The organism is Alphaproteobacteria bacterium (assembly GCA_040905865.1).
In the GTDB taxonomy this organism is placed as follows: Bacteria; Pseudomonadota; Alphaproteobacteria; order UBA8366.
Genome location: JBBDQU010000079.1, coordinates 1 through 15,866 on the forward strand (window position 1 = coordinate 1; position 15,866 = coordinate 15,866).

Sequence of the window (15,866 nt, forward strand, 5' to 3'; positions counted from 1 at the left end):
GGCCGGAAAGCATGTTACCCATGGCGTCACTTACACAGACAATCGGACACATCCTTGGAAACGGCTAAGGACCCGCATCGAACAAGTTCCAATTTAACCACCAGAGGCCAGACGAACCCAAACGATAGGAGATAGCCTGATGTATTTTGACGCTATTGTTGGCGGGTCGGTTTTGCTCCTTTTAGGAATCCTTATTTACGGGCCGTGGCAATGGATCTGCACTGACGTTGCCCGTCAGAGCGTATTCGAACATCGTGACGCCATATTCGACTTAGCTGACTCTGGGAAGCTTTCCTTCGACAGCCCGCAATACAGGACTATTCGGAGATCACTCCAAAAGGCAATTCGGTATTCACATGAGTTGACGATCCCCCACCTGTTGTACGTCGTCATTATGGATAAGAAACAGCATGAGAGTGGACAGTCCGAGCTACTCAGGGCTGTCGATCAAATAGAAGACGCTGAAACGCGGCGTGAAGTCCTAATGCATGTTAATTTAGCGCTGCTGGCTTTGGTAAAAATGGTAGTATTGAAGTCCCCGATTGCGGTTGTCTTCCTTTACTTCCCGCTACTCGTATTTGGAAACTTAATCCCGAAAATAAAGCGGTTAGTCGACCCGGTGGTTTCAAAGACAGGTGAAATAATCCAGTCGGAAGCGGAAGGCTCTGAAAGCGGGCTGATGGCAACATAGCGTTTATTTTCTCCGATATATCGGCCGCTTCCCTTTCGCCCCCTTAACTGCCTGCACCAAGCGTTCACAATCCGTAGCCTTTCGAGTATTCCACATGAGTTCCCGTTCGCGCAGGTAGCGGGACATATGCGTTATGCCGATGTGGTGATACGTACCAATGATCGAACGCTTTAGCAGGGCGTGATACGACCCGGCAAAGCTGGTGTGGTCACCACGATAAATCTTTTATCGGCACAGTCGAAAATATTGCTTTTTTTCCTATTTTATGCCATAATGGCAATTCCGCATGCCTGCCGCCCTTCGTGTTCGCTATTCCGGCGGCAGGGCGATATACGTCCGGGCCAGACGAATGATAACCGATGTTAATCGATGTTAAGCCCCCGCAAATTTTTCCGCCCTGCCGCAGCGCACCCGGGCCCCGCAGTGTCGAGTGCGGGGTGACAAACGAGGGCGTGCCGTGGGGACAAGCGAGGGCGTGCGAGGTTGGCGCAACAGTCATCCCGGACCCCGATCCGGGATCCGGGCGCGGCCGTGAGGGCACGGATGGCCGATACAAACAAAAGCCAACCGGATCGGTGTTTTTTCCGGCCGGCGGCACGGCAGGCATGCGCGGGTATCGATTGCGCGGGATGCGGGAAGTCATATGATTGCGGCCAAACGGGGCGGACGCCCTGAAACGCCTATCGGGGAAACAGGTCAGACATGAGTTACGATTACATCATCATCGGCGGCGGATCGGCGGGATCGGTCATGGCGAACCGGCTGTCGGCGAAGAGCGCCAATAAAGTGCTGTTGCTGGAAGCCGGCATCGACACCCCGCATGGCAAGGTGCCGGAGGAGATTCTGGATTCCTATCCGGGCACGGCCTTTTTCAACCCGAAATTCATCTGGAACGACCTGAAGGTCCATATCCAGCCGGTCAGCCATAACGACCCCGGCCAGCGCCCGCCGCTGCGCCAGTACGAACAGGCGCGGGTGATGGGCGGCGGTTCGTCGATCAACGGGCAGATGGCCAATCGCGGCGCCCCGCACGATTACAACGACTGGCGCGACATGGGCGCGGAAGGCTGGGGCTGGGACGATGTGCTGCCCTATTTCCGCAAGCTGGAGCGGGACCTGGACTTCCCCGACGACGCGAAATATCACGGCAATCAGGGCCGCATCCCGATCCGCCGGCTGTTCGACGATCTGTGGTCCGGCTACGCGAAGGCGGCGGCGGAAGGCTACAAGGCGCTCGGCTTCGAATACCTTCCCGACCAGAACGGCGAATTCCGCGACGGCTATTTCCCGATCGCGATTTCCAATGCCTATGACCGCCGGGTATCGACCGCCATCGGCTATCTGGACCCGGGCACAAGGATGCGCAAGAACCTGGAAATCCGCGCCGAAACGCGGGTGCAGGAGATCCTGTTCGAGGGCATGAAGGCCATCGGCGTCGTCAGCAACCACAGGGGCCGGACCGAAACCCTCCACGCGAAGGAAATCATCCTGTGCTGCGGCGCGCTGCATTCGCCGGCCATGCTGCTGCGGTCCGGCATCGGCCCGGTCGGGCATCTGAAGGACATGGGGATCGAGGTCCGCTCGGCGCTGGCCGGGGTCGGCCAGAACCTGATGGAACACCCCACCGTGGCGATTTCCGCCTACCTGCCGCCGGAATCGCGGCTCGACCCGGCGACGCGGCGGCATATCCATGTGGGGCTGCGGTTTTCCTCGCAGCTTGATGACTGTCCGCAGGGCGACATGTTCGTCGCCACGATTGCGAAATCGGCCTGGCATCCGGTCGGCGAACGGCTGGGATCGACGCTTGCCTTCGTCAACAAGACCTATTCCACCGGGCAGGTGCAGCTTAACTCCAGGGACTGGCGGGCAGAACCGACCGTCGAATTCAACATGCTGTCGGACCGGCGCGATGTCGACCGGCTGATGAAAACGGTGCGGATGCTGGGCCGGCTCTACGCGACGCCTTCCATGCAGGCGGCGAGCAGCAACACCTTCCCCTCCAGCTACAGCGAAAAGGTCCGCAAGGTCGCCGTGGTCACCCCGCGCAACAAATTCATCACCGGCGTCGCCGGCAGGCTGATGGACGGGCCGGCCTGGATGCGCGGCTCGCTGATCGAAAAGGTGATCACAGAGGGCGACAGCATGGAGATGCTGATGACCGATGACGACGCGCTGGAATCCTATGTCCGGCGCACGGTCACCGGGGTCTGGCATGCGTCCTGCACCTGCCGGATGGGGCGCGACGGCGACCCGATGGCGGTGACGACCGCCACCGGCCGGGTGCGCGGCGACATTCAGGGCCTGCGGGTTGTCGACGCCTCGATCTTCCCGCGCGTGCCCTGCGCCAACACCAATATTCCGACCATCATGACGGCGGAAAAAATCGCCGACGCCATCGTTTCGGGGCGTTGACACAGAAGGATAATCCGGGGTGACGGAGACGGGTTCACGGCCGCAGGGATTCGGTTTCGTCATTCCCATGACGGCGCTGCTCTGCGTACAGGGGCTGCTGTCCCTCAGCGTGCTTGTGGTGCCGGTCATCGCGCCCATCGCGGGGGCGGAGCTGGGCGTCGAGGCGCGGTCCATCGGCGTCTTCACCGGCGTGATGTTCAGCGCCTCGATGATCTGCTCGCTGTGGAGCGGCGCCGTGATCGGCCGGTTCGGCGCGGTCGGCGCGGTGCAGTTCTGCCTGGCGCTGGGCGCGGTCGGCATCGCCATGATCGCCCTGTCCGGCGTGGCGGCGCTGTTCGTCGGCGGGCTTCTGCTGGGCATCGCCTACGGGCCGAATTCGGCGGCCAGTTCGGAAATCCTCGCCCGCTATACGCCGGACCGGTTCCGCAATATCGCCTTCTCGCTCAAGCAGTCCGGCATGCCGCTCGGCAGCGTGCTGGCCGGCGGGGTGGTCATCGTGCTGGTGGAACCGTTCGGCTGGCGCGCCTCGCTGGTCGGTATCGGCGCTGTCTGCATCGTCGCCATGGTGTTGATGCAGGGCATGAAGCGGAACTGGGATTCCGGCCGCGCGGCGCAGGGGCCGGCGCGCGCCCTGCGCTCCCCCCTTACGCCGCTGCGCGCGGTTCTGTCCGAACGCCGGACACGGCGGATGTGCATCGCCTCGCTGTCCTTCATCTATATCCAGTTCGCGCTCTCGACCTTTCTCGTCGCGTATCTGTACCAGGAAATCGGCCTGTCCAGCGCACAGGCCGCCGGAATCTACGCGGCGGCGCATATGGCCGGCGTGGTCGCGAGGCCGGGGCTCGGCGTTATCGCCGACGGGCTCATCCCGCCGGTGAAACTGCTGGGTATCGCCGGGCTGCTGATGTGCGGCGGCTGTATCGCGCTGGCGCTGTTCACGAAGGACACGCCCGTCGCCGCCTTCTACGCGGTGGCGCTGCTGATCGGGTCGACGGCGTCGGGCTGGAACGGCGTCGGCATGGCGGAGGTATCGCGCGCCATTCCCGCCGACCAGGTCGGCTATATCATGGGCGGCTACCTGTTCGTATGCTTTACCGCCGTGGTGACCGGGCCGCTGGTGTTCAGCGGCATCCTGGCGCTGGGCGGCAGCTACCAGCTTGCCTATGGGCTGTTCGCCATCGGCGCGGGCGTGACCGGGCTGACGCAACTGCTGCAGCGGAATTGATCCGCGCTGTGCGAGCCCGCCTAAAGCTTGCTGAACCCGTCGATGATTTTCAGCGCGCCCGGCCCGATCAGCACGACGAACAGGGACGGCAGGATGAAGATGACCATCGGAATCATCAGCGTCGCCGGCAGGCGGGCGGCCTTGGATTCGGCTTCCATCAGCCGTTCGTCGCGCAACTCGCGGGCCAGCACCCGCAGCGACTGGGCCAGCGGCGTGCCGTATTTTTCGGTCTGGACCAGGGTGCTGACCAGGGCGTCGATATGCTTGATTCCGGTCCGGGCGCAGAAATTGTCGAAGGCCTGGCGCCGGTCCGGCAGGAAGCCAAGCTCGATGCCGGTCAGTTCCACTTCTTCCGCCATTTCCGGCGAAGCGTGGCGGAGTTCGCGGGAGACGCGGAACAGCGTGGCATCGAGGCTGGAGCCCGCCTCGGTGCAGATCACCATGAGGTCGAGCATGTCGGGCAGCGCCTTGACCAGCTTTTCCCGTCGCTTGTCCGCCATGTTCCTGACGATCAGTTCCGGCAGGTAGAACCCCGCCAGGACCGACAGGATCGCCGCGACGGGCTTCATCTGCTTGCCGAGCGACATGATATCGAGGCTGTAGAACGCAATCGCGGCCACCGCGCCGAAGGCCAGCGGCAGGCACAGTTTGAGCGCCAGGTAGACGACGACCGCGTCGCTCGACCGGAAACCGGCGCGGACCAGCTTTCTCGCCGCCTGCTCGGCTGTCTCGCCGCGCTTTAGCTTGAGTGTATCGACGATCTGCCGGGCGATGCCGACGCCGCGGCTCGTCGCCGCGCCGCGCCGCTGCGAGACGAGCAGCCCCTGCCGCAAGACCTCGCGGCGGCCCGCCAGCGCGTTGATCCGGCGGTATACCGGCGTGCGTTCCAGCAATGTGCGCCAGAAGGCCATGACGGCGAAAAACGCCGCCGCCGCGGCGACCAGCGCGATATGGGTTCCCGTCACCGGGCCCTGGGCAAGCAGTGCTTCAATATTCATATCTCGAAATTCACCATTCGGGCCATGACGAAGGCGCCGCAGAAGATCATGACCAGTCCGACGCTGACCATCACGACGCCGCGCGGATCCTCGAACAGCTGCATGACGTATTTGTTGTTGACCATATACAGCAGTCCGAACATCACGAAGGGCAGCGATCCCAGGATATAGGCGCTGGCGCGCGCTTCCGACGACAGCGCCTTGATCTTCAGCTTCATCTGCCGCCGCCGGCGCAGGATGTCGGCCAGGTTCGAGAGGGTTTCGGCCAGATTACCGCCGGTTTCGCGCTGGATCGACAGGCTGATTCCGAAGAACTTCAGCTCCGGCGTATCCATCATGCAGGTCACCTCGCTGACCGCCTGTTCGACGGGATCGCCGAAATTCAGCCGCTCGGCAATCGCCGCGAAAATGTCCCGGACAGGACCGGTCAGTTCGCGGCCCACATTGACGATAGATTCCGAAACGGGAAGCCCCGCGCGCAGCCCGCGCACGATCACGTCGATCCCTTCGGGGAATTCCTTGGTGAATTTCGCCTGCCGGCGCTTGATCATTTTCGTGACCAGCATTTGCGGGACCGCGACCCCCGATGCGATGCCAAGCAGCACCGCGACGCCAACCGGCATGCCGAGCGTCGCCCAGACCGAAAAGCCGTTGGCGACGGCTATCGCGGCAACCGCCATGGCGTAATGGCCGATACGCAGCGGATAGCCGGTCTGCGCCAGCCGCTTCTGGAGTTCCTGGGGCCTGGGCACCAGCTTGCCGATCGCGGTTTCCATGGCGCCGGCATCGTTCTTGCGGCGCAGGCTGCCGACATTCTGCTGTATCCGGCGCGCGGTGGACGGTAGCGCGGCGCGGGCCAGCCGGCGTTCGCGCCGTTTGCGCGCCCGGTTGGTCGCGGAGGACACAACGAAGATCAGCAGGCATACCGTCGCCATCGCGGACGCCATCATCGCGGCGGCCTGCCAGTCGAGAACACCCAGTGCCTGCAGTCGATCCATCATATCGCTTCAACCAGCGGCCGTTCGAGGCCGTAATAGGCCGCTTTCTCGGAGAATGCCGGCCGCAGCCCCGAGGACCTGAATGTCCCCATCAGCATGCCGTCGCGGTCCTCGCCCTCGTATTCGAACGTGAACAGATCCTGCATCGTGATGGTCTCGCCCTCGATGCCGACGACTTCCGTGACATGGGTCACCCGACGGATGCCGTCGCGCATCCGGCTGACCTGCACGATCATGTCCAGCGCCGAGGCAATCTGGGTCCGCACCGCATGCATCGGCATGTTCATCCCGGCCATGCCGAACATGTTCTCTAGGCGCGTCAGCGCCTCGCGCGGGCGGTTGGCGTGGATCGTCGACATCGATCCCTCATGACCCGTATTCATCGCCTGCAGCATGTCGACCGCCTCCGCGCCGCGGCACTCGCCGAGAATGATACGGTCGGGCCGCATGCGCAGCGAGTTCCGCAACAGGTCGCCGATACTGACTTCCCCGTGTCCCTCGAGGTTCGCGGGGCGGGTTTCCAGCCGCACCACATGCGGCTGCTGCAACTGCAGTTCCGCCGCGTCCTCGATTGTCACGATCCGTTCGCCCTGGTCGATCATGCGGCTGAACGCGTTCAGCAGGGTCGTCTTGCCGGAACCGGTACCGCCGGAAATCAGGATATTCAGCCGGCACCGGGCGGCGATCTTCATCACCGTCGCCATCTGGTCGGAGATATTCTTCTGCCGCGCCATGGTGTCCAGGGTGATTTTCTTCTTCGCGAACTTGCGGATGGAAATCGACGCGCCATCGATCGCCAGCGGCGGAATGATGATGTTGACGCGGCTGCCATCTTCCAGACGCGCGTCGCACATCGGACTGGTCTCATCGACGCGCCGCCCGATCCGGGTCACGATACGCGACGCGATCCCCTGCAGATGGGCGTTGTCGCGGAAGGTAATGTCGGTCAGCGTAAGCTTGCCGCCTTTTTCGATATAGACCTGCTTCGGACCGTTGACCATGATATCGGTCACCTTCTCGTCCGCCAGCAACTGCTCCAGCGGGCCCAGGCCCATCATGTCGTTGACCAGCGTGGTGACGAGGTCGCGCTGTTCCAGCTGGTTGAGCTGGATACTTTCCTCATGCAGCAGTTCGCCGACGATTTCGCCGACCTGCCGGGCCAGTTCCTTGCGGGTCAGTTTCATCGCGGCGACCGGATCGATCCGTTCCAGCAGGATCGGACGGACGCGCAGCGCCGCTTCCTCGACGCTTTCCCTGCTCTTGTTATGGCTCCGGGCTTTCGGATCCTGGTCGATGGTCTCGTCCGATTCCGGCGCCAGCATCAGCGCGGCAATCGACGATGCCGTCGGGCGCGCCACCGCGGCGGTATCGGGAAAACGCTGGCCGACCGATTCCGGGGCCACGGGCCGGGCGGGTTGCGCCACATGCAGCGTATTGACGATTTCCGTCACCATGTCGCGCTGCTGCAACAGGTTCATGACGGCGCCGGACGCCGCGATTTCCCGGTCCACGATGACCTTCACCTGGCGGGCAATCACGCCGCGATTCTGCCCCTTCAGGGATTCCGCCGGAATTTCGGCGCGCACGATTTCCAGGATGCGGGCGTTGTCGCCCGATGCTCCCTTTGGAAATGTCAGGACGGCTCCGTCGGTCATTTTCCAAACCACCTCCGGCGAACTTTGGGTTTGCACTCAAGCGCAACGCGCCCGGTAATCTGCCGCAGGGACTTCACCAGCGGCCGGCGGCTGCCGCCGGATTCGGGCACCGCCCGGCCGTTGGACGCCGCCTCGTCTGCGGTGCGGGCGTCGAACGGCACCACATGCGCGATCTTGCCTTCGATGCCGCGCTCGAAATCGGCCTTGCTGATCGTGTTCCGGCGGTCCTGCCCCTCGGCGATGATGACATCGACCGCCACATCCGGCGCCGATTCCCGCGCCAGCGCCTTCAGGCGCACCGTGTCGCGCATGCCCGAGAGGGACAGGTCGCTCACGATCAGGATGCTGGTCATTTTTTCGAGCAGCGAACGCTGGCCCGTCACCATGGTGCGGGGAAGGTCGATGACGATATTGGCGAAGTCGGGCTGGATGGCCGCGAACAGGATGCCGATGCCGTTCGGGTTCAGATACAGCGCTTCCTCCAGCGGCTCCTCGCCGCCGAGCACGAACAGGGTGTCGCTTTCATTGACCATCGCGCTCGACACGAACATCGAATCGATGCGGTCGGGGCTTTCCAGCACTTCGCGCAGGCCCCGGCCCGGCAGCAGGTCGAGCGCAAGGGCGCAGGTGCCGAATTGCAGATCCAGGTCCAGCAACGCGGTGCGCTGCTTGTATTCATGCGCCAGCAGCCAGGCGATGCTGACGGCTATCGTCGTCGCGCCGACCCCGCCCCGCGCGCCGATCACCGCGGTGGCCATGGAGGTTTCCGCGACAGTGTCGCTTCGTTCCTCGCGCCGCTTCACCGTCAGGGCGCGGGCCAGTTCCTCCGGCACGACCGGCACCACGACGTAATCGGTTGCGCCGGCGTCGATCAGCGCCCGGTACAGGGTGACGTCGTTGACCGGGCCGGTCGCGACGATCTGCGCCGAACCGAGCCCCGAAAGGTGATGGATATCGGCAACGGGGTCGGGTGAATCCGAAATATCGACCAGCAGCACGGTACAGTCCGGCATGCCCGTCGTAACCGCCGTGGACAACCCGCCGGGCACGACAGACGCATGCGGCATCAGCCCCTTTTCCGCCAGCCGGGTCAGGGCTTCCTGCGTCGACTCATCCTGCGTGAACGCAACGATCGTGCTGAGGGCGGCGACGCTGCCGCCGGCGCCCTTCGTCGCGACCTGCTGACTCTGGCTGGCTAACGCCGTCATCGTCAGTTCCCCGTAAACGCCGTGATCCGGTCGTCTTCCAGGAGCTCGCGAACCTTGCCGTCCCGATACCGCTTGATTCCGGCCGATACCGCCGTGCCGTCCGCAGGACCCGGGTTTCGTCCGCGTAGCAGATCGCCCGGATTCGCCACCATCATGCCCAGATTGGCGGTATTGGCGCAGCCGAAATTGGCGCCCGGCGTGTTTTCCGAATCCTCGCCGACCGGCTTGCTCCAGTCCGGGCAGGTCGGCGGCGTCACGACGTAGCGTTCGACGATGACCCGAACCCGGCCCGGCGCGCCATTGGCGGCCGCGTCCTGGACCTCCAGACGGTTATAGGCCAGATGCGCGCCCAGCACCTTGCGCTGTTCCGGCGATCCGCCGGCGACCAGCACCGTATCGCCGGACCCCGCCTGGATGTTCTGCAGGAACGCATTCAGGCGCTCCTCTTCCCTGGCCGAGGGGCGGGCGTCGCCGTTCGGGTACATCACGTCGTGATCGAATTGAACGAATTCCACCTTGTTGACCTTCTTGTATTCGGTCACGGTCCTGTCGGCGGTCGCCTTGCAACCCGCAAAGACGAACAGCACGAAAATCATGGCCAGCACGCGCATCGGTTGCTCCTTAATCCAGTACGAAACCGGCTGGCCCGATAAGACCGGGAGAGCCTTCATTGTCGAGGGGCGAGAAACTTGGCCCCGCGGGGGCGGACCGGTAATTGGCGCCGTACAGCACACGCTCCGCGTCATGCGGCGGCGAGAACCCGTCCGTCGGCGATGCCAGCTGCGTGCTGACCGGCCGGACGACATAGGGCGTCACGATAATCACCAGTTCGCTTTCGGATTTCTGGAACTGCGTCGAACGGAACAGCGGCCCGATGACCGGCAGTTGCGCCAGCCCGGGAAACTCCTCGACCGACTGGTTGGTGGTCGCCTGCAGCAGACCGGCGACGGCGAAGCTCTGGCCGCTGCCGAGTTCCACCGTGGTTTCCGCCCGCCGCGTGGTCAAGGCGGGAATATTGAACCCCGTCACCTGCACCGCGCCGGCGGAGGAAAGCTGGCTCACTTCCGGCCGGACCCGCATGTTGATCCGCCCGGAATTCAGCAATGTCGGCGTGAAGGCGAGGCTGACGCCGAACTTCTTGAACTCGATGGTAACCGCTCCTTCATCCTGCGCCACCGGGATAGGGAACTCGCCGCCGGCGAGGAAACTGGCCGTTTCGCCGGACATCGCCGTCAGGTTCGGCTCGGCGAGGATCGAGATAAGGCCCTCATCGTCCAGGGCGTCGACCAGCGCGTTGATATCGAAACTGCCGTTCGACAGGCTGGCGGTCAGGCTGTTTGCCGTTCCGGCCTGGGTCGCCAGCGCGCCGATCGCACCGGCGGGATTGCCGACCGCGATGCCGACCGCAAGGTTTCCGGCGGTGCGGACGATGTCCCAGTTGATGCCGAGCTGCTTGTTCAGTTCGCGGCTGATTTCGGCGATCCGGACCCGCAGGTTGACCTGGTTCGGCCCGGTCACCCGGACCTGGTTGATGATCTCGCCGTTCTCGCCCAGCACACGGGTGGCGAGAAGGCGCAGGTTTTCCGCCTGCTCGGCGCTCTTGACCGCGCCGCGCATGACGACCGTTCCCTCTATCGACCGGACATCGATCATGCCCTGCGGCAGGAACGCGTCGATCATGTCCTTCAGGCGAGTCAGGTTGTGCGAGACGACGACCCGCGTGTTGAGAATCACCATTTCCTTCTTGTCGACGGCGAAGAGCGTGGTTTCGCCCGGACGCCGGCCGAAGATGTAGATCAGGGTCGGCGATTTGAGCTGGACGTCGGCGATCCCGGGCTCGGCGATGAAGACGGTGTCCACCGGACGGACAAGGCGCAGCAGCTGGCCCTTGTTCGCTTCCAGGAATACCGGCTCCGGATCCGCGTCGACGATCCGTACCCGCGGCAGTTCGGTTGCCGCCATGGCCTGAAACGTCGGCAGCAGCGCCAGAATCAACAGGAGCAGAAATCGTTTCATCAATTCACCTTCTGGATCAGGTTCGCCGGCGCCCCGGCGCTTTTCGTCACGGTCTGGCTCGCGGCATTCTGGAGGGAGGCCCCGCCGCCGGTGGCGACATAGCCCTGGGTTTCGCCGCCCGTTGCGACGTAACCCTGGCTGCCCGACCGCTGGAAATTCACCGATGAGGTCGCGCCGCCGCGCACGACCTTGACCGCCACGACATTGGACGTGCTCTTGCGCGGGATCAGGCGGCTCGCCTCGGTATCCCAGGTATGGGCCCGGCCGGCGGGACGGATGTCGTCGGTCGCCTCGCTCTGGGCCAGGCTGCGCAGCGAAAGCGACAACCGGCCCAGTTCGTTGGCGACGGAAATGATTTCCGCCTGTTTCGGCGTGACTTCAAGCGTCGCGGTTTTCGCGAGCGTGGCCTTGCCCTCGGAATCGTCCGTCCGCTGGTCGACGGCGAGGACCCGGATGTCGCTCAGCACCGTTTCCGTCGCCCGGCGCACCGTGTCGCTGTCCAGGCTTTCAGGAATCGTATGGGTCAGCAGCAGATCCACCCTGTCGCCGGGGAAAACGAACCCGGCGATCCCGGTGGTCGCATTGATCGGCACCGAAATTGCCCGGTTGCCGGCGCCCAGAACCGCCGCCAGGAAGCCGCGCTCGCCGGGTCGCACGACGCGGCCATCCGAAATCGGCTCGCCCGCGCTTATCCGGCTGCGAACCACCGACCCGACAAAGGCCTCGACGATATCCATTTCGACCTTTTCGCCCTGTTCGTTTTTGGCGGGGTATTTCCGGCCCTTTACGAAGTACGCCTCGGAAACGCCTTCCTTCGGCCAGGTCTGCCAGCGCAGGTTCGGCGCCTTGATGAACTGTCCGGCGGTCAGTTCCGAAGCCGCCACCAGGACTTCAATCGTCGGCGCCAGCTTGGGTTCCGCCTGCTTCGCCACCTGGTTCAGCGCACCGCGCTGGGTGTCGATCCAGTTCTGCGCCAGGACATATGTCCCGCCCGCCGCAATCAGGGCAAACATCAACAGCATCAGTGTTCTTGCACGCATGGCCTGGGCCTCCTCAGCCGACCCAGAGACGCCTGGCGACGGTCAGACCGCCGGCGGCGATCGCGACGCCATAGGGAATATGCCTGTTGTCGCGCAGCCCTTCGGCCCAGCCGATCAGGGGCGCAATCCTGGGACGCCAGCGCGAAACCCAGAGAACGGACAGCGCGCCGCCGGCGACGCTGGTCAGCAGGAGCATCACAAACAGCCCCTCTACCCCATCCATGCCGGCCCACAGCGCCAGGACCGTCAGCAGCTTGACATCGCCGCCGCCCATGAACCCGACCATGAACAACCCGGCGGCCAGAACGAAAACCGCCAGCGCGCACAGCAGCGCGCCGCCGACGGGCGGAAAGCCGCTCAGCGCGACCGAGAAGGGCCACAGCGCCAGCAGCGCGACAACAAGCGAATTGGGAATAATGAAACGCCGCAGATCCGTGACGGCGGCGGCAATCAGCAACCCGGAGAAGCCGAGAACGACAGCGTAGCGAAAAATATCGCCCACCGCGACGCCGAAGACCAGGGTCTCCGTCTGACTGTCGAATATCATGGGCGCCCCTCCCCGGATAACGGCGTGAAATGTCTGTTTGGGAAAGTCCGGGGCGGCAACCGCCGCCCCGGGGATTTCTCCGTGCGTGGAATAACGGTAATTGTTATTCCACCACCGGTTCTTCGGTTGTTCCGGCGCTATCGACCGCGGAACCGAGCTGATCGGAAACGGTCGTGAAAATACCTTCCAGGGACGTACCCATCGCGCTCAGGGCGCCAATGGCGGCAACCGACACAAGCGCGGCGATCAGGCCGTATTCAATGGCCGTCGCGCCGGATTCGTCTGTAAGCAGTTCCTCGAACTTGTTGCGAAACATAGTGACACTCCTCAGTAGTCGACCTGTCGGCCATTTAAACGATCTGCCCTCATGCAACGCAGACCGGATGAAAATTCGTCTCGACTGAATTCATCAGCGAACGTGCCGCATCATTTAACCTATTTACTGAACAGGTCAACAACTATCGTTTCCAATTATTATGAATAACAAAGTGTTTTGTTATTTTTATTTAATATTAAATATTATTTATTATATTTTAATTTATATTTATTAATTCTTTATTGTTCCGAAAAATTGCCGAAAATTGATTCGATCATTTTTTGCATCGGCTTTCCAACCCGTTACATGGTTAGAAAAAGATGAAGAAAACCGCGCCCCTTCCCGGAAGCGAACAGGCCGGCGCCGCATCGGAAATTCAGCACCCCGGCCGCCGCGTTCCGCGACCGGACGGCACCGCCGCCGGAGCCGAAAAAAATTCGCCGGGCCTGTCGCACAACCGTCTTTCGGCGGAAAACGCCGGTTTGCACGACGCCTTTTTGCGCCGATACTGTTCGCAAACCCGCCCGGAACCGACGCGCCAATGCAGACCAGGAGCCTGAACATGAGCCTCTATCCCCCGCCGCAGGATATCGCCCGCCTGCCCGACCGCCTGCGCCGGAACGCGCGCGCCGCCCGGCCGGGCAGGCCGATGTATGCGCATATGGTCTGACCCCTTGGCCAAACGCGATTTCCCCATCGAGGTCACGGCGCCGGATATCGCCCCCTACCGGGCGGGCAATACCGGTATCGACTACGTCACCACCTTCGACAGCGACCGCCCCGGCCCGCACGCCATGATCAACGCCGTCACCCATGGCAACGAGATCTGCGGCGCCATCGCGCTGGACCACCTGTTCCGCCACGACATCCGGCCCGCCCGGGGCCGGCTGACCCTGGCCTTCGTCAATCACGCCGCCTATCGCCGCTTCGATCCGGCCCGCCCGCGCGACAACCGCCGCATCGACCAGGACATCAACCGCGTCTGGGCCGACGAGGTGCTGGACGGGCCGGGCGATACGGTCGAACTGCGCCGCGCCCGGGAACTGCGCCCCGTCGTGGAGACGGTCGACCACCTGCTCGACATCCACTCGCTGGGCACCGACTGCCCGGCGCTGCTGCTCTGCACCGGCCAGCCGAAGGAAACCGCGCTGGCCCGCGCCATCGGCTTCCCGGCGCATGTCATCCTTGGCCGCAAGCGCCGCAGCCGCAAGCGGATGATCGACTACGGCCCCTTCGCCGACCCGGAAACCCCCCGCACCGGTCTGCTGGTGGAATGCGGCCAGCACTGGGCCCGGCAGACGGCGGTGAACGCGCTGGATACCGCGCTGCGCTTCCTGCGCGGGCTGGACATCATCGACCAGGCGACCCTCGCCCGCCATGTCAGCGACCGGTTGCCGGCGCCGCAACGCCTGCTGCGGATCACCGGCGCCGTCGAACCGCAAAGCCATGACTTCGCCTTCCGCGACGAGTTTCACGGCCTCGAACACTTCCCCGCCGCCGGCACGGTCATCGCCCGGGACGGCGACGCGGATATCGTCACGCCGCATGACGACTGCATCCTCGTCATGCCCAACGCCCGCGCGAAGAAGGGCATGCGGGCGGTAAGGTTTGCGCGGGTCGTCGGTTAAACAGCGCCAGTCTTTGTTTAATACGTCGCGCGGCCGCCGGAAATGTCGAACACCGCGCCGGTCGAAAACGAGCATTCGTCCGACGACAGCCAGGCGACCATCGCCGCCAGTTCCGACACCTCGACAAACCGCGCCTTGGGAATCTTGGACAGCATGTAATCGACCTGCGCCTGCGAAATCTGGTCGAAGATGCGGGTCTTCGCCGCCGCCGGGGTGACGCAGTTGACCAGGATATCGGTGTCGGCCAGTTCCTTGCCGAGCGATTTGGTCAGCCCGATCACGCCCGCCTTGGCCGCGCTGTAGGGGGCCGCGTTCGGGTTGCCTTCCTTGCCGGCGATGGAGGCGATGTTGACGATCCGCCCGTAACCGGTCTTCAGCATCACCGGCACCACCGCGCGGCAACAGTAGAAAACGCCGTTCAGGTCGATCTCGATCACCTGCCGCCATTCGTCCACCGGGTATTCCCAGACCTTCGCGCTCGGCCCGGCGATTCCCGCATTGTTGACCAGGATATCGATCCGCCCGCCGCCCGCGGTCGATTCCGCCACCGCCGCCGCGATGGACTCCGTATCGGTCACATCGACCCGCACGCCCCGCACGCCGCCGCCGAAATCCGCCACGACCTGTTGCGTCAGGTCGGCGTCATGGTCCCAGATGCAGACCTCCGCGCCTTCCTCCTTCAGCCGCGTGACGATCGCATGCCCGAATCCCTGCGCCCCGCCGGTCACCACCGCGCGCTTGCCATCCAGCCTTGTTGTCATGTCCTGTCTTTCTCCCCTTGTTGACCGGGCCGCCGCCCCGGATACTGTCCTGTCGCATCGCAACACCTTACAGACATTGTCATCGATTGGCATTTATTTGGCATTTATCGGCATCCGAATTGAACAACGTCCCGCCGCCCCTCCTCATCCCGACCTGAATCTTCTTTTGGGAAGATTCAGCCTCCCCGGAGGAGAAGGAGCCGCACGCCGCGTGCCCCGGCGGCGCAAGCGAAACGGGACCGGAAAATGTCAATCGGTTAGCATTCATTAACATCGCTTAACATCCGCCACTTTCACAACGTCCCGCCGTCCCTCCTCATCCCGACCTTCTCCTCCCTGGAGGAGAAGGAGCAGAAAGCCGCCTCATCCCG

14 protein-coding genes are annotated in these 15,866 nt (G+C 63.5%); 4 read left to right on the forward strand and 10 right to left on the reverse strand.

Features of this window, described 5'->3' with window-relative positions; all coding sequences use genetic code 11:
• The first annotated feature begins 139 nt into the window (after nt 1-139).
• From WD767_18445 to WD767_18455, 3 genes are all read left to right on the forward strand, one after another.
• Entirely contained in the window at nt 140-691 is a 552-nt protein-coding gene (locus WD767_18445) for a hypothetical protein (GenBank protein ID MEX2618072.1), read from the forward strand.
• 702 nt (nt 692-1,393) lie between these two features.
• Nucleotides 1,394-3,103, forward strand: a complete 1,710-nt coding sequence (locus tag WD767_18450; protein ID MEX2618073.1) for a GMC family oxidoreductase N-terminal domain-containing protein — start codon at nt 1,394-1,396, stop codon at nt 3,101-3,103.
• A 19-nt stretch (nt 3,104-3,122) separates the two neighbouring features.
• A complete protein-coding gene (locus WD767_18455) occupies nt 3,123-4,328 on the forward strand; it encodes an MFS transporter (protein MEX2618074.1) in 1,206 nt (401 codons plus the stop codon).
• Between the two features lie 20 nt (nt 4,329-4,348).
• Here the strand turns inward: WD767_18455 and WD767_18460 are convergent, their stop codons facing one another.
• The 9 genes from WD767_18460 to WD767_18500 form a co-directional block, all read right to left on the reverse strand.
• Nucleotides 4,349-5,326 carry a type II secretion system F family protein gene (locus tag WD767_18460; protein ID MEX2618075.1) on the reverse strand — a complete coding sequence of 326 codons (978 nt, stop codon included), beginning with the start codon at nt 5,324-5,326 and terminating at the stop codon, nt 4,349-4,351.
• Nucleotides 5,323-6,327: a type II secretion system F family protein gene (locus tag WD767_18465; protein ID MEX2618076.1), complete on the reverse strand. Its 1,005-nt coding sequence runs from the start codon at nt 6,325-6,327 to the stop codon at nt 5,323-5,325. The genes WD767_18460 and WD767_18465 overlap by 4 nt, the downstream gene beginning before the upstream one ends.
• Nucleotides 6,324-7,979, reverse strand: coding sequence for a CpaF family protein (locus WD767_18470; protein MEX2618077.1), 1,656 nt, complete (start codon nt 7,977-7,979; stop codon nt 6,324-6,326). The genes WD767_18465 and WD767_18470 overlap by 4 nt, the downstream gene beginning before the upstream one ends.
• A complete protein-coding gene (locus tag WD767_18475) occupies nt 7,976-9,187 on the reverse strand; it encodes a hypothetical protein (GenBank protein ID MEX2618078.1) in 1,212 nt (403 codons plus the stop codon). The genes WD767_18470 and WD767_18475 overlap by 4 nt, the downstream gene beginning before the upstream one ends.
• Nucleotides 9,188-9,189: 2 nt before the next feature.
• Nucleotides 9,190-9,798, reverse strand: a complete 609-nt coding sequence (locus WD767_18480; protein ID MEX2618079.1) for a CpaD family pilus assembly lipoprotein — start codon at nt 9,796-9,798, stop codon at nt 9,190-9,192.
• A 10-nt stretch (nt 9,799-9,808) separates the two neighbouring features.
• Complete coding sequence (locus WD767_18485; GenBank protein ID MEX2618080.1) at nt 9,809-11,203, reverse strand: type II and III secretion system protein family protein; 1,395 nt, start codon at nt 11,201-11,203, stop codon at nt 9,809-9,811.
• The gene (cpaB, locus tag WD767_18490) at nt 11,203-12,243 is read right to left on the reverse strand and encodes a Flp pilus assembly protein CpaB (GenBank protein MEX2618081.1); all 1,041 of its coding nucleotides are present in this window, start codon (nt 12,241-12,243) and stop codon (nt 11,203-11,205) included. Before cpaB ends, WD767_18485 begins: the two co-directional genes overlap by 1 nt.
• A 13-nt stretch (nt 12,244-12,256) precedes the next feature.
• Nucleotides 12,257-12,790: a prepilin peptidase gene (locus tag WD767_18495; protein ID MEX2618082.1), complete on the reverse strand. Its 534-nt coding sequence runs from the start codon at nt 12,788-12,790 to the stop codon at nt 12,257-12,259.
• A 103-nt stretch (nt 12,791-12,893) separates the two neighbouring features.
• Nucleotides 12,894-13,106 (reverse strand): Flp family type IVb pilin, encoded by a 213-nt coding sequence (locus tag WD767_18500; GenBank protein ID MEX2618083.1) that lies wholly within the window; start codon nt 13,104-13,106, stop codon nt 12,894-12,896.
• A 674-nt stretch (nt 13,107-13,780) separates the two neighbouring features.
• On the opposite strand from WD767_18500, the gene WD767_18505 reads away from it, so the two are divergent.
• A complete protein-coding gene (locus WD767_18505; protein ID MEX2618084.1) occupies nt 13,781-14,734 on the forward strand; it encodes a succinylglutamate desuccinylase/aspartoacylase family protein in 954 nt (317 codons plus the stop codon).
• Nucleotides 14,735-14,751: 17 nt separating this feature from the next.
• Here the strand turns inward: WD767_18505 and WD767_18510 are convergent, their stop codons facing one another.
• Nucleotides 14,752-15,495, reverse strand: coding sequence for an SDR family NAD(P)-dependent oxidoreductase (locus WD767_18510; protein MEX2618085.1), 744 nt, complete (start codon nt 15,493-15,495; stop codon nt 14,752-14,754).
• Nucleotides 15,496-15,866 lie beyond the last annotated feature (371 nt).

Excerpts from the sequence above, each read along its gene's own strand:
- WD767_18445 (MEX2618072.1), top strand. The coding sequence starts at position 140 with ATGTATTTTGACGCTATTGTTGGCGGGTCGGTTTTGCTCCTTTTAGGA.
- WD767_18450 (MEX2618073.1), top strand. The coding sequence starts at position 1,394 with ATGAGTTACGATTACATCATCATCGGCGGCGGATCGGCGGGATCGGTC.
- WD767_18460 (MEX2618075.1), bottom strand. The coding sequence starts at position 5,326 with ATGAATATTGAAGCACTGCTTGCCCAGGGCCCGGTGACGGGAACCCAT.
- WD767_18465 (MEX2618076.1), bottom strand. The coding sequence starts at position 6,327 with ATGATGGATCGACTGCAGGCACTGGGTGTTCTCGACTGGCAGGCCGCC.
- WD767_18470 (MEX2618077.1), bottom strand. The coding sequence starts at position 7,979 with ATGACCGACGGAGCCGTCCTGACATTTCCAAAGGGAGCATCGGGCGAC.
- WD767_18475 (MEX2618078.1), bottom strand. The coding sequence starts at position 9,187 with ATGACGGCGTTAGCCAGCCAGAGTCAGCAGGTCGCGACGAAGGGCGCC.
- WD767_18480 (MEX2618079.1), bottom strand. The coding sequence starts at position 9,798 with ATGCGCGTGCTGGCCATGATTTTCGTGCTGTTCGTCTTTGCGGGTTGC.
- WD767_18485 (MEX2618080.1), bottom strand. The coding sequence starts at position 11,203 with ATGAAACGATTTCTGCTCCTGTTGATTCTGGCGCTGCTGCCGACGTTT.
- cpaB (MEX2618081.1), bottom strand. The coding sequence starts at position 12,243 with ATGCGTGCAAGAACACTGATGCTGTTGATGTTTGCCCTGATTGCGGCG.
- WD767_18495 (MEX2618082.1), bottom strand. The coding sequence starts at position 12,790 with ATGATATTCGACAGTCAGACGGAGACCCTGGTCTTCGGCGTCGCGGTG.
- WD767_18500 (MEX2618083.1), bottom strand. The coding sequence starts at position 13,106 with ATGTTTCGCAACAAGTTCGAGGAACTGCTTACAGACGAATCCGGCGCG.
- WD767_18510 (MEX2618085.1), bottom strand. The coding sequence starts at position 15,495 with ATGACAACAAGGCTGGATGGCAAGCGCGCGGTGGTGACCGGCGGGGCG.